Consider the following 12755-nt stretch of genomic DNA (forward strand, 5'->3'; position numbering starts at 1 on the left):
ATGACTCTCCTTCGGCACGACCGCTACTGCGACGAGATCGTCCACCAAGTGGGCCTGCTCAGGGCCGTGGTGACGTCCGGCGCGGATGTGGCGGCCACCGTGCCGACCTGCCCGGACTGGACCCTGGAGGACCTGGTGCGGCACGTGGGCCGGGCCCTGCGCTGGTGCGGGCTGCTCGTCGGCACCCGCGCCGAGGAGGACATCCCGGTCGACCGGGCGCCGGGCTCCGAGGGCCCCGCCGTCACCGGGGACGCCGCGGCGCTGGACGCGTGGCTGGCCCGGTCCGGCGAGGTGGTCGTCGGCGCGTTGCGGGAGGCCGGTCCGGACGCGCGTGCGTGGTCGTGGGCCGGTGACGACACGGCCGGGTTCTGGGCGCGGCGGATGACCCACGAACTCGTCGTCCACCAGGCGGACGCGGCACTCGCGGCGGGCCTGCCGCTCCGGGCCGTCGCGCCCGAGGTGGCCGCCGACGCGGTCGACGAGTGGCTGGACATCGTGCGGTTCGTCCAGCGGGTACTGCCCGGCGCGGCGGCGAACGAACTGCGTGCCCCGGGCAGCAGCATCCACCTGCACGCGACCGGCACCCCGACGGAGCTGGACACCGAGTGGCTCGTCGACCTGGCCGACGAGGGCGTCGTCTGGCGCCGCGGCCACGAGAAGGCGACCGTGACCCTGCGCGGGCCGCTCACGGACGTGCTGCTGGCCTTCTACGGCCGGCTGCCGCTGGACACCCCGGGGCTCGACGTGCTCGGTGACCGCAAGCTGCTCGAACTCTGGCTGGAGAAGGCGACGTTCGGCTGACACGACGGTGGCCCGCCCCCGGCCGGGGACGGGCCACCACGACGTGCGTCGGTGCGGGCGTCAGCGGTTGCTGTTCGCTCCGCGACGGCGCAGGCCGAAGAAGACGGCGCCGCCACCGACGACGACCAGGGCCGCCGCGATACCGGCGATCATGCCGGTGTTGGAGTTGGCACCGGTCTCGGCGAGGTTGGAGTCACCGGCCGCCGGGGACGGGGCGTTGTCGTTCGGCACGGCCGCCGGCGCGGTGCTCTCCGCCTGCGACGGCGCGGGGGCCGAGGTGGACGGCTCGGGGGCCGGGGTCTCCGTCTCGTCGGACGGGGTCGAGGAGCTCTCCGACGGGGCCGGGGCCGGAGTGTCCTCGGTCTTGCAGGGGGTCGACGGGGTCTTCACGTCCGGCTGGATGTCCTCGTCGACGTACGTGTCGGCCTTGACGTGGACGCGGTACTCCGTGTTCGGCTGCCAGTCCACGGGGAAGGTGACCGTGGTGCCGTCCTTGGAGCCCTTGACCGTCTGCTGGCCGACCTGCCTGTCGCCGTCCTTGAGGTAGACGGTGACGGTGGCCGGGATGCCGGCCGGGTCCACGTCGGTGACGGTGATGACACCGTTGTCGCCTTCGCACTTGGCTTCAGCGGAGAACTCGCCGATGTTGCAGGCGAGGGCGGTGCCGGAGGCGCTCAGCGCCAGGGCCGCGGAGGCGGCGACGACGCCGAGGGCGCGGACGCCGCGGCGGGATGCCGTACGGCTGATTATGGACAGGACTGCCACGTTTGTCCTTTACGGGAGCGCGGATGCGGGGGGTGGAGGGGGTGCCGACGCTCGACGACGCGGCATCAGCACACCCATGAGCCTCACTGGTCTATAAGCGGGGCGTAAGAAGTGTCAACGCATATGCCGGTCAAGGCCGTTGACTTTGCCGTCTTATTAACCGCCGGTACGTTTCAGCACCCTGGGTGCCTCTTCGATCCGGCCAATCAGGGCGCTCCCCGACCCCCGTCGCCCACCCCTCCCGAGCCGCCGGCTCCCGGTCCGCCCGTCCGTGCCGGGGACCGCTCGGTCAGCCCTGGACCGCCGCCGGGTCCATCCACACGACCTCGAAGGTGTGGCCGTCGACGTCGTCGAAGGCCCGGCCGTACATGAAGCCGTGGTCCTGGGTCTCGCCGGTGACCGAGCCGCCGGCCGCGACCGCCTTCTCCACCAGCTCGTCGACCTTCTCGCGGCTCTCGGCGCTCAGCGCGATCAGCACCTCGCTGGACTTCGCCGAGTCCGCGATGTCCTTCTTCGTGAACTCACGGTACTTCTGCGGGGTGTGCACCATCACCACGATGGTGTCGCTGACCGGGAACGAGGCGGTGCTGTCGTCGCTGAACTGGGCGTTGATCTCCCATCCGAGCCCGGCGAAGAACTTCTTGGAGGCGTCGAGGTCGCCGGTGGCCAGGTTCACGAAGATCATCTGCTGGTACATGGGGGGCCTCTCCCGTCGATGTGCTGCCGTTGTCGTGCCGTTCGAAGAGGTAGACGGGAGGCGGCCGGGAAACTCATCGCCGGTCCGCGGACTTTCTCGAAGGAATGTTCCCGGCTCAGTCGGCCAGCGGCAGCGCCGCCAGCACGGCGACGACCAGGGTCAGCGGACCGAACAGGGCGAGCAGGGCGGCGGCGCGCACGGCGGCGGCGCCGCGCAGGGTCGCCGGGGGCGCTCCCAGCCGCAGCAGGGCTTGCGTCGTGTCGGCACGCGCGTGCTTGGCCTCGACGGCCGCGGTGAGGAGGGCGGCCACCGTGCAGCCGGCCACGAGGAGGGCGCCCAGGGTGCTCAGCGGGCCGAACGCCGGTCCGTCGCCGGCGTACACCGTGCCGGCCACGTAGGCCGCGGCGGCCACGGCGGCCACGACGCCGAGGGGCGGCCGATGCGGTGCGACTCCTCCATGAGGACGCGGCCGGCCAGCAGCCGCAGGGCGCGGGGGCGGGCGGCCTGGAGCAGGCGGCCGCACAGCTGGGTGAGGCCGGGACCGGCCAGGGCCAGACCCAGGGCGGTGAGGGCCCAGCCGATCAGGACACCGGCCGAGGGGGCCGTGCCGGGCGCGGGGGCGGTGGCCGCGCCGCCGGTGTACGTCTCGACGGTGAGGCCCGCGGCGAGGACGGCGAAACCCCAGGGCAGAGCGCTGGTGCCCTGGGGGCGGGGGCGGCTCGGCCCGCGTGCCCGGCGCCTGCGGGGCGACGTCCGCCGGGGCCGGGGGCTCGGGGGCGATGGCCTGCGTCTGCAGGGTGCCGCCCGCGCCCGCCGATGCCGCCCCCGCGGCACGACTGCCCGCGGCCGTGGCGGGCCGGACGGCCCGGGAGCCGAAGCGGCCGTACGCGCCGAAGGTCTCGCGGGCCTTGCCCCAGCCGTAGGCGCCGAAGCGGCCGTAGCCGCGCGGTGCGGCGGCCGCGGCGGGCCGGGGCTCGCGGGGGCGCAGCGAGTGGGCCACCGCGGCCGACGCGAAGGCCGGCCCGAGGACCAGCAGGGTCAGGACGGCCGGGGCGGGGAGGGACTGGCCGACGGCCAGGGCGTCGGCGGCCACGCGGCCGGAGGGCCGACCGCCCGTCAGGTCGCCGCGCAGGTGGAGGAAGAGCAGCAGGGCCGCCACCGAACCCAGCGCGGCGGCCAGGGCCGTCGTCGTCGCCGATACGGCCATCAGGCGGCCGGGGCCCAGGCCGATCGCCGACAGCCCCGAGCGGGGCCGGGTACCGGGATCGGTGCGGGCCACGGCGACCGCGAGGTGCACCGCGGCGGCCAGCGGCGCCACGCACCAGGCCAGGCGGAGCGCGGCGGCGCCGGGGGTGTCCGGGTGGCTCAGCGCGTAGCCGAGGGCGCACAGCAGCAGGAAGCCCGTGCCCGCCGAGGCCACCGCGACCAGCAGGCGGCGCAGGTGGACGGCGAGGCGGGCGGTGCGGGTCAGGCGGAGAGCGAGCACGCCGCCCGGCCTTCCGTTCCGGGAGTCCCGGCGGCACCCGTGGCCACCGTGGTCTCGGCGAGCGGGGGGAGGTGCACGGTGCGTACCCGCCGTCCGTCGAGGAGCGCCACCGCGCGGTCCGCCAGGGCGGCGGTCTGCGCGTCGTGCGTGGCGAGCAGGACGGTGATGCCGTGCGAGCGGGCCGCCGTGGTGAGCGTGCGCAGCACCTGGGCTCGGTCGGCGCGGTGCAGGGGGGCCGTCGGCTCGTCGGCGAAGAGGACCGCCGGGGCGACGGCGAGGGCGCGGGCGATGCAGACGCGCTGCCGCTCGGCCTGCTGGAGTTCGTGCGGGCGCCTGCGCGCCTTGTCGCCGACGTCGAGGCGGTCCAGCCACTCCAGGGCGGCGGTCTTGGCCCGGCGCCTGCCGGTGCCGCGCAGCATCAGGGGGAGCGCGGCGTTCTCCCAGGCGTTCAGCTCCGGGACGAGCACCGGGGCGGGGTCGATCCAGCCGAAGCGGTCGCGGCGCAGCCGTTCGCGGCTGAGGGCGCCCATGGTGTGCACCGGCACGCTGTTGAACCACACCTCGCCGTCCTGCGGCCGCACCAGTCCGGACAGGCAGCGCAGCAGCGTGGTCTTGCCGCTGCCGCGCGGGCCGCTCACGGCGAGGATCTCGCCCACGCGGACACCGAGCGACACGCCTTGCAGCGCGGGGGAGCCGTCGTGGTGCTGGAAGTGCAGGGCGCGGGCCCAGAGCACGTCGTTGTCCGGCGGGGCCTCCATGGGCGTACACCTCGGTTCTGATCCGTATTTCCCCGGTCACGTCCCTCTTCCGGGGGAACGAAGGCGGGGCCGATCGGTCACTGGGCACGCTAAGCAGTCCGCGCGCGGGGGCCGGACAGCCCGAGGCCCCGGGCCGCCGTGTCTCACTCGAACGGGCGGCGCCGGGGCCGGGGTGATCGTCCCAAAGAATGATCGGAGGGTGATCAGAAAATGATCAGAGCTTCGTCCACGCCTCCGTCAGCGTGGCGCGCAGGATCTGCTCGATCTCGTCGAAGGTCTCCTGGCTGGAGATCAGCGGCGGGGCGAGCTGGATGACCGGGTCGCCGCGGTCGTCGGCACGGCAGTACAGGCCGTTCTCGAAGAGCTTCTTGGAGAGGAAGCCGTACAGGACCCGCTCGGTCTCCTCCTCGTCGAAGGACTCCTTGGTGGTCTTGTCCTTGACCAGCTCGATGCCGTAGAAGAAGCCGTTGCCGCGGACGTCGCCGACGATCGGCAGGTCGTGCAGCTTCTCCAGGGTGGCGCGGAAGGCGCCCTCGTTGTCGAGCACGTGCTGGTTGAGGCCCTCGCGCTCGAAGAGGTCGAGGTTGGCGATGCCGACCGCGGCGGAGACCGGGTGGCCGCCGAAGGTGTAGCCGTGCAGGAAGGTGTTGTCGCCCTTGTAGAACGGTTCGGCGAGGCGGTCGGAGATGACGCACGCGCCGATCGGGGAGTAGCCAGAGGTCATGCCCTTGGCGCAGGTGATCATGTCCGGGACGTAGCCGAACTTGTCGCAGGCGAAGGTCGTGCCGAGGCGTCCGAAGGCGCAGATGACCTCGTCCGAGACCAGCAGTACGTCGTACTGGTCGCAGATCTCGCGCACCCGCTGGAAGTAGCCGGGCGGCGGCGGGAAGCAGCCGCCGGCGTTCTGCACCGGCTCCAGGAAGACCGCCGCGACCGTCTCCGGGCCCTCGAAGAGGATCTGCTGCTCGATCTGGTCGGCGGCCCAGCGGCCGAAGGCCTCGGGGTCGTCGCCGAAGAGCGGGGCGCGGTAGATGTTGGTGTTCGGCACCTTGTGCGCGCCCGGGACCAGCGGCTCGAAGGGGGCCTTGAGCGCGGGCAGGCCGGTGATGGACAGGGCGCCCTGCGGGGTGCCGTGGTAGGCGACCGCGCGGGAGATCACCTTGTACTTGGTGGGCTTGCCGGTCAGCTTGAAGTACTGCTTGGCGAGCTTCCAGGCGGTCTCGACCGCCTCGCCGCCACCGGTGGTGAAGAAGACCTTGTTGAGGTCGCCGGGGGCCTCGTTCGCCAGGCGCTCGGCCAGCTCGACGGCCTTGGGGTGGGCGTAGGACCACACCGGGAAGAAGGCCAGCTCCTGCGCCTGCTTCGCGGCGGTCTCCGCCAGCTCCTGGCGGCCGTGTCCGGCCTGGACCACGAACAGGCCGGCGAGGCCGTCGAGGTAGCGCCTGCCCCTGTCGTCGTAGATGTGGGTGCCCTCACCGCGGACGATGGTGGGGACGGGGGCGTTCTCGTACGACGACATGCGGGTGAAGTGCATCCACAGGTGGTCGTAGGCGGTGCGGCTGAGGTCCTTGGGGCTGTCGCTGCTCACGATTATCGGGTTCCCCACATATAGGTCTGCTTCTTGAGCCTGAGGTAGACGAAGCTCTCGGTGGAGCGCACGCCGGGGACGGCCCGGATGCGGCGGTTGATGACCTCCAGGAGGTGGTCGTCGTCCTCGCAGACGACCTCCACCATGAGGTCGAAGGAGCCCGCGGTCATCACCACGTACTCGCATTCCGACATGGCCGCCAGCGCCTCCGCGACGGCCTCCACGTCGCCCTCGACATTGACGCCGACCATCGCCTGGCGCCGGAAGCCCACCGTGAGCGGGTCCGTGACGGCGACGATCTGCATCACGCCCTGGTCGAGGAGCTTCTGGACGCGCTGGCGCACGGCCGCCTCCGACAGGCCGACGGCCTTGCCGATCGCGGCGTAGGGCCTGCGGCCGTCCTCCTGGAGCTGCTCGATGATGGCGAGGGAGACGGCGTCCAACTGGGCACCGCCGTTCCGGGACTCGCGGGAGTCCTTCTGGTCTGCGCTTCGACTGGCCACGGCTTCACTGTGCACGACGTATCGATAGTTTCGCAAGGTCGAAGCGATGAAATTCGTTGTTTGGAACGCCCCATCCTACGGATATCGCAACTCAGGGGCGAGCGGGGGTGTTGAAAACGTCGGGACTCCGTCTAGGGTGGGTGTCTCAGTTACTGGACACCCGAACTTGGAGGGCCGGCAGTGAGCACCGAGCTGCGTCGTCTGCGCAATTACATCGACGGTGAGTTCCGGGACGCCGCCGACGGACGGACCACGGAGGTGGTCAACCCGGCCACCGGCGAGGCCTACGCGACCGCCCCCCTGTCCGGGCAGGCCGACGTGGACGCCGCCATGGCGGCCGCCGCCGCGGCCTTCCCGGCCTGGCGGGACCTGGTACCGGCGGAGCGGCAGAAGGCCCTCCTGAAGATCGCGGACGCGTTCGAGGAGCGGGCCGAGGAGCTGATCGCGGCCGAGGTGGAGAACACGGGCAAGCCGATCGGGCTGACCCGCTCCGAGGAGATCCCGCCGATGGTCGACCAGATCCGCTTCTTCGCGGGCGCGGCGCGGATGCTCGAAGGGCGCGGCGCGGGCGAGTACATGGAGGGGCTGACCTCCTTCGTGCGCCGCGAGCCCATCGGTGTCTGCGCGCAGGTCGCGCCGTGGAACTACCCGATGATGATGGCCGTGTGGAAGTTCGCCCCGGCGCTCGCCGCGGGCAACACGGTCGTCCTCAAGCCGTCGGACACCACCCCCGCCTCCACGGCCCTGATGGCCGACATCATCGGCTCGATCGTGCCCAAGGGCGTCTTCAACGTCGTCTGCGGCGACCGCGACACCGGCCGCCTCATGGTCGAGCACGGCACCCCGGCGATGGCCTCCATCACCGGCTCCGTGCGGGCCGGCATGTCGGTCGCCGAGTCGGCGTCGAAGGACCTCAAGCGGGTCCACCTGGAGCTGGGCGGCAAGGCGCCGGTCGTCGTCTTCGAGGACACCGACATCCCCAAGGCCGTCGAGGGCATCTCGGAGGCGGGCTACTTCAACGCGGGCCAGGACTGCACCGCCGCCACCCGGGTGCTGGTCCACGAGTCGGTCCACGACGAGTTCGTGAGCGCCCTCGCGAAGGCGGCGTCCGAGATCAAGACCGGGCAGCCCGACGACGAGGACGTGCTCTACGGCCCGCTCAACAACCCGAACCAGCTCAAGCAGGTCTCCGGGTTCATCGAGCGGCTGCCCGCGCACGCCAAGGTCGAGGCGGGCGGCCACCGGGTCGGCGACAAGGGCTACTTCTACGCCCCCACCGTCGTCTCCGGCCTCAAGCAGGACGACGAGATCATCCAGCAGGAGGTCTTCGGCCCCGTCATCACCGTCCAGTCCTTCCGCGACGAGGACCAGGCCGTCGAGTGGGCCAACGGCGTCGAGTACGCACTGGCCTCCTCGGTGTGGACCAAGGACCACGGGCGCGCGATGCGGATGTCCAAGCGGCTGGACTTCGGCTGCGTGTGGATCAACACCCACATCCCGCTGGTCGCCGAGATGCCGCACGGCGGCTTCAAGAAGTCCGGCTACGGCAAGGACCTGTCGGGGTACGGCTTCGACGACTACACGCGGATCAAGCACGTGATGACGTCGCTGGACATGTGACCCCCCACGCGGTGCGCGCGGCCCCGGACGCAGGCGGACAGGCCCGCTCCGGGGCCGCGGCGCGTGTGCTGCGGACTCCCGCCGCTCGACAGGGTGTCGCGCCTGGCCGGACGCGCTCGACGCGGCGTCGATTGTCGCGGCGGACAGGGGCGCGGAACCCTCTGGCCATGCCCCCGCTCCCGAGGACGCCCCCGCTCTCCCGCCGGTCCCTGCTGCGCGGCCCGGGCGGCTCCGCCGCGCTCGGCACGTTCGGCGCGCTGGCCGGCTGCGGTGTACCCGCCGCGTACGTCGCCCCCGGCGACCGTGCCGCTACCGACCGGTCCGCCACCGAACGACGCCTTCGTCCAACTCCAGGCGGACGACCCGGACATCGAGTTCGTCGTCCCCGAGGAGGGTGCCGAACTGTGGGCCGAGTCCCTCATGATCCCCGACCTGGCCCGCCACAAGGCCAACGCCGAGCTGCTGATCGACCACGACTACCGGCCCGAGGCCGCCGCCGAGTTGGCCACCTGGGTCAACTACGTCTGCCCGTTCCCCACCGCCCAGGACGTGCTCGCCTCCTCCGACGAGGAGGAGACCGCCGCCCTGGCCGAGGACCCGCCGATCTTCCCGGACACCGCGACGCGCGAACGGCTCGCCATCGCGAAGGACATCCCGGCGGGGCAGCGGACGGAGTTCGCGAAGCGGTGGAACGGCATCGTCGGCGTGTAGCAGACTGACCCGCGTGATCAATTCATCGAGCGGTGAAACGAACGGTGGAACGAACGCCGGGGCCAGGGACGCCGAGGTCGGAGGTGCGGTCACGCTGGGGCTGCTGGCCGCCTGGGCGCTGCACGACCTGGAGGAGCTGGCGACCGTGCCGGGCTGGTGGCGGCGCAACCTCCCCGCCCTGCGCGAGCGGTACCCGGCCGTGCCCGAGGCCGTGTGGCGGCGGGCCGGGGCGGCCGACGGGCGGGAGTTCGCGGTGGCGGTCGGCGCGATGGCCGCGGTGGTGGCCTCCGCGTCCCTCGCGGGGCGGCTGACCGGCGGCCGCTCGGCGACGTACCAGGCCGCGCTCAACGCCTTCGGCCTGCACGGCCTGGTCCACCTCGCCCAGGCGGGACTGGTGCGCGGCTACACACCCGGGTCGGCCACGTCCCCCCTGATCGTCGTCCCCTTCACCCTCTGGGCCCGCCGGCGCCTGCGCCGTGCCGGCGTCCTGCGCGCCACCCGCCCGCGCGACCTCGCCGTGGGCCTCGGCTTCGCGGGGGCGGCGACCGTGGCGGCGCACGGGGTGGCGCGGCGGTTGACGAGAGGCTGACCGCCGGCGGGGCTACTTCAGCGCGGCCGCGGTGATGGCGTCGAGCACCGGATTCGGGTCGGCGCTCTTGGCGTCCGTGGCGTTGACCGAGTAGACGAGGGTGCGGGAGAGGTCGCGGGTGCCGCCGACGAGCGCGCTGTAGCCGTAGCGCGAGCCCGACTTGCCCCAGAAGACCTGGTCCCCCACCTTCTTGTACTCCAGCCCCGCACTGCGCGTCGCCTCCGGGAGACCCGGCGGGGTCGTGAACATCTCCTCCAGTTGCGGCTGGGGCACGATCCGCCCCCGGAACAGCGACGTGAGCAGCCGCTCCAGGTCGGCCGTCGTCGAGATCATGTCTCCGGCCGCCCAGCGGTCCGCCTGGTTCCACTCGGTCACGTCGAGCAGCCCGGTCGTCCCGTCCGGCCGTGCCACCGTCTGGTAGCCCCGGTTGTGCGGGCCCCGGATGCGCGGGTCGGTGCCCGGGAAGTACGTGTGCCGCATCCCGGCCGGACGCAGGACCAGGCGGGTGGCCTCGGCGGCGTAGGAGCGGCCGGTCACCTTCTCGACGAGCAGGCCGAGGACGGTGTAGTTGACGTTGAGGTAGTGCTGCTGATCGCCCGGGTCGAACTCGGGTCCCTTCGCGATCGCCGACGCCACGTCCTCCTGCGGGGTCAAGGTGTCGAAGCGGTGCGCGTACAGCTCGGCGAAGTCGTCGCCGAGTCCGTCGCCCGCCGGGATGCCGCTGGTGTGGTTGAGCAGTTGGCGCACGCTGATCGGCTTGTCGAAGGCCGCGGTGAACAGGCCGGGGAGGTAGTGCTGCACCGGCGCGTCCAGATCGATGCCGCCCTGCGCCGCGAGCCGCAGGACGGTGGCGGCCGTGACGACCTTCGTGATCGAACCGGCCCGGAACCGGGCGTCGGGGTGGGCCGGGCGGCCACTGGCCAGGTCGCGCACGCCCGCGCTGCCGCGCCAGCTGCCGTCGGTGCCGCCGACCCGTACGAGGGCGGCGGTGGCGTACTGGTCCGGGACGACGCCGATCGCGGCGCGCAGCGCCTTCCTGTCCAACCCCCTCGTTCCGTCCGTTCCGGTGCCGGTGCCGGTGCCGGTGGAGGTGGAGGCGGAAGCGGAGACAGTGGCGGGGGAGTGCGGGGCGGCGAACGCGGGCGCCGCCAGCGGGCCGACGGCGAGGGCGAGGACGAGGGAAGCGGCGAGGACGGAGGAGGCACGGGCACGCATCGACTGCTCCAGGGGCCGGACGGGAAGGTCGGTGATCATCCTCGTCCGGCCCGAGTCGTCGCGGATCCGCTGCGAGGAGGGCAGCGGCCCGGGGCCCGCACTCGGGGAAGTCCCTTACAGGCAGGGGTGCTTGTGCGGGCCGTCCCCCTAAGGGCGCGGTCCGGTGCCGTCGCGCAGGGCGCGGAGCGTGTCGATGCGGTTGGTCGTGATGGAGTCGACGCCCAGCGTGCGCAGACGGCGCATGGTGCGGCGGGTGTCGGGAGTCCAGACGGACAGCAGGAAGCCGTCGCGGTGGACGCGCTCGACCAGGGCCCGGTTCACCAGCCCGAACCGGTAGTTGAGCCACCGCGGCCGGACCGCCGCCAGCAGTGCGGGCCGGGGCGGTGCGGCCGTCGTCCAGGTCATGGCGATCTCGGCCGAGGGGTCGGCGGCCCGCACGGCGAGCATGGCGGCCGCGCCCGCGGTGTAGTACACCCGCTCCCGCGCCCCGCACTCGCGGACGACGTCCACGACGCGCCGCACCGCACGCTCGCCCGGCCCGCCCGGCAGGTCCAGCATCAGCCGGCCGTCCCCGGTCGCCGTCAGCGCCTCGGCGAGCGTCGGCACGCGGCCCGCCGTCAGCGACCGCACCTCCTCGGCCATCAGCGACCGCAGCGGCCGGTCCCGCTGCCACAGGCGCTTGAGCGTCTCGTCGTGCAGCAGTACCGGCACGCCGTCCCGGGTGAGGCGGACGTCGGTCTCGACCGCGTCCGCGCCGCGGTCCAGGGCGGAAAGCAGCGAGGCGATCGTGTTCTCGCGGTGCCGGTAGGGGTCGCCGCGGTGGGCGACGGCGGTCAGGGCGCGGGGCGTGTCCATGGTGGCGGCAACTCTCAGGAGGCGAGCCAGGCGGCGGTGTACGTGTCGATCTCGTCGACGATCCGCGCCTTGCCCGGCGCGTCCAGGAAGGACGCCTCGACCCCGTTCTTCGCCAGGGCGGCGAGCCCCCGCTCGTCCAGGTCGAGGAGCCGGGCGGCGACGGCGTACTCGTTGTCGAGGTCGGTGCCGAACATCGGCGGGTCGTCGGAGTTGATCGTCACCAGGACACCGGCGCGGGCGAACTCCCTGATCGGATGCTCGTCCAGGGAGCGCACCGCACGGGTGGCGATGTTCGAGGTCGGGCACACCTCCAGCGGGATGCGCCGCTCGGCGAGGTGGGCGAGAAGCTTCGGGTCCTGGGCGGAACTGGTGCCGTGCCCGATGCGCTCGGCGCGCAGGTACTCCAGGGCGTCCCACACGGTCTGCGGGCCCGTGGTCTCGCCGGCGTGCGGCACCGAGTGCAGGCCCGCGGCGATCGCCCGGTCGAAGTACGGCTTGAACTGCGGGCGGGCCACCCCGATCTCCGGCCCGCCGAGCCCGAAGGAGACCAGGCCCTCCGGGCGCAGCCGGTCGTCGGTGGCGAGCCGTGTCGTCTCCTCGGCGGACTCCAGACCGGCCTCGCCCGGGATGTCGAAGCACCAGCGCAGTACGGTCCCGAACTCGGCCTCCGCGGCCTTGCGGGCGTCCTCGATCGCGGCCATGAAGGCGGCCTCGTCGATGCCGCGCCGGGTGGAGGAGAAGGGCGTGATGGTCAGCTCGGCGTACCGCACCTGCTGCCGGGCCAGGTCCCGGGCCACCTCGTAGGTCAGCAGCCGGACGTCCTCCGGGGTGCGGATCAGGTCCACGACGGACAGGTACACGTCGATGAAGTGCGCGAAGTCCGTGAACGTGAAGTAGTCGACCAGGGCCTCGGGGTCGGTGGGGACCTTGGAGTCGGGGTGGCGCGCGGCCAGCTCCGAGACGATGCGCGGGGAGGCGGAGCCGACGTGGTGGACGTGCAACTCGGCCTTCGGCAGCCCGGAGATGAAGGCGTGCAGGTCACGAGGGACGTCGGGGTCGACGAGGTGCTCGGTCAAGGGTTCCTCCCCAAAGCGGCGCCCCGGGCCGCGCGGGGCGGCGGTGGGGCACGGGTGATCGGCTGATCGGTGGTGCAGGGGATCATCGTAG

General features: G+C 72.8%; 11 protein-coding genes and 2 pseudogenes. 4 read left to right on the forward strand and 9 right to left on the reverse strand.

All coding sequences use genetic code 11. From position 1 onward, the window contains the following. Complete coding sequence (locus BJ961_RS08020; protein ID WP_271320606.1) at positions 1-801, forward strand: maleylpyruvate isomerase family mycothiol-dependent enzyme; 801 nt, start codon at positions 1-3, stop codon at positions 799-801. Between the two features lie 60 nt (positions 802-861). On the opposite strand, the gene BJ961_RS08025 is transcribed toward BJ961_RS08020, so the two are convergent. From BJ961_RS08025 to BJ961_RS08050, 6 genes and pseudogenes are all read right to left on the reverse strand, one after another. Next, complete coding sequence (locus BJ961_RS08025) at positions 862-1566, reverse strand: LAETG motif-containing sortase-dependent surface protein (RefSeq protein WP_271320607.1); 705 nt, start codon at positions 1564-1566, stop codon at positions 862-864. A 289-nt stretch (positions 1567-1855) separates the two neighbouring features. Continuing rightward, positions 1856-2263: a VOC family protein gene (locus BJ961_RS08030; protein WP_271320608.1), complete on the reverse strand. Its 408-nt coding sequence runs from the start codon at positions 2261-2263 to the stop codon at positions 1856-1858. A gap of 115 nt (positions 2264-2378) precedes the next feature. Continuing rightward, positions 2379-3749, reverse strand: a pseudogene (locus BJ961_RS08035) (hypothetical protein). Beyond that, positions 3731-4507 carry an ABC transporter ATP-binding protein gene (locus BJ961_RS08040; protein ID WP_271320609.1) on the reverse strand — a complete coding sequence of 259 codons (777 nt, stop codon included), beginning with the start codon at positions 4505-4507 and terminating at the stop codon, positions 3731-3733. Before BJ961_RS08040 ends, BJ961_RS08035 begins: the two are co-directional and overlap by 19 nt. 214 nt (positions 4508-4721) lie before the next feature. Then, the gene (locus BJ961_RS08045) at positions 4722-6095 is read right to left on the reverse strand and encodes an aspartate aminotransferase family protein (protein ID WP_271320610.1); all 1374 of its coding nucleotides are present in this window, start codon (positions 6093-6095) and stop codon (positions 4722-4724) included. A 2-nt stretch (positions 6096-6097) separates the two neighbouring features. Beyond that, positions 6098-6613, reverse strand: coding sequence for an Lrp/AsnC family transcriptional regulator (locus tag BJ961_RS08050; RefSeq protein WP_271320611.1), 516 nt, complete (start codon positions 6611-6613; stop codon positions 6098-6100). A 165-nt stretch (positions 6614-6778) separates the two neighbouring features. Here BJ961_RS08050 and BJ961_RS08055 point away from each other — a divergent pair, with 165 nt between their 5' ends. The 3 genes and pseudogenes from BJ961_RS08055 to BJ961_RS08065 all read left to right on the forward strand — a co-directional run bounded on the left by BJ961_RS08055 (position 6779) and on the right by BJ961_RS08065 (position 9518). Further along, entirely contained in the window at positions 6779-8218 is a 1440-nt protein-coding gene (locus BJ961_RS08055) for a gamma-aminobutyraldehyde dehydrogenase (protein WP_271320612.1), read from the forward strand. Positions 8219-8560: 342 nt separating this feature from the next. Next, positions 8561-8929, forward strand: a pseudogene (locus tag BJ961_RS08060) (spermidine/putrescine ABC transporter substrate-binding protein); the annotation flags it as partial. A 16-nt stretch (positions 8930-8945) separates the two neighbouring features. Continuing rightward, on the forward strand, positions 8946-9518 hold the full coding sequence (locus tag BJ961_RS08065; RefSeq protein ID WP_271416993.1) for an HXXEE domain-containing protein: 573 nt from the start codon (positions 8946-8948) through the stop codon (positions 9516-9518). 12 nt (positions 9519-9530) lie between these two features. Here the strand turns inward: BJ961_RS08065 and BJ961_RS08070 are convergent, their stop codons facing one another. The 3 genes from BJ961_RS08070 to BJ961_RS08080 all read right to left on the reverse strand — a co-directional run bounded on the left by BJ961_RS08070 (position 9531) and on the right by BJ961_RS08080 (position 12664). Beyond that, positions 9531-10733, reverse strand: a complete 1203-nt coding sequence (locus BJ961_RS08070; protein ID WP_271416994.1) for a serine hydrolase domain-containing protein — start codon at positions 10731-10733, stop codon at positions 9531-9533. A gap of 147 nt (positions 10734-10880) precedes the next feature. Beyond that, positions 10881-11588 (reverse strand): glycerophosphodiester phosphodiesterase, encoded by a 708-nt coding sequence (locus BJ961_RS08075; RefSeq protein ID WP_271320613.1) that lies wholly within the window; start codon positions 11586-11588, stop codon positions 10881-10883. A gap of 14 nt (positions 11589-11602) precedes the next feature. After that, positions 11603-12664: an adenosine deaminase gene (locus BJ961_RS08080; protein WP_271320614.1), complete on the reverse strand. Its 1062-nt coding sequence runs from the start codon at positions 12662-12664 to the stop codon at positions 11603-11605. Positions 12665-12755 lie beyond the last annotated feature (91 nt).

Source organism: Streptomyces lienomycini (genome assembly GCF_027947595.1).
Lineage (GTDB): Bacteria > Actinomycetota > Actinomycetes > Streptomycetales > Streptomycetaceae > Streptomyces > Streptomyces lienomycini.

Bases quoted from the DNA above. Each gene is read 5' to 3' on its own strand.
- BJ961_RS08020 (WP_271320606.1), top strand. From the start codon at position 1: ATGACTCTCCTTCGGCACGACCGCTACTGCGACGAGATCGTCCACCAA.
- BJ961_RS08030 (WP_271320608.1), bottom strand. From the start codon at position 2,263: ATGTACCAGCAGATGATCTTCGTGAACCTGGCCACCGGCGACCTCGAC.
- BJ961_RS08040 (WP_271320609.1), bottom strand. From the start codon at position 4,507: ATGGAGGCCCCGCCGGACAACGACGTGCTCTGGGCCCGCGCCCTGCAC.
- BJ961_RS08070 (WP_271416994.1), bottom strand. From the start codon at position 10,733: ATGCGTGCCCGTGCCTCCTCCGTCCTCGCCGCTTCCCTCGTCCTCGCC.
- BJ961_RS08075 (WP_271320613.1), bottom strand. From the start codon at position 11,588: ATGGACACGCCCCGCGCCCTGACCGCCGTCGCCCACCGCGGCGACCCC.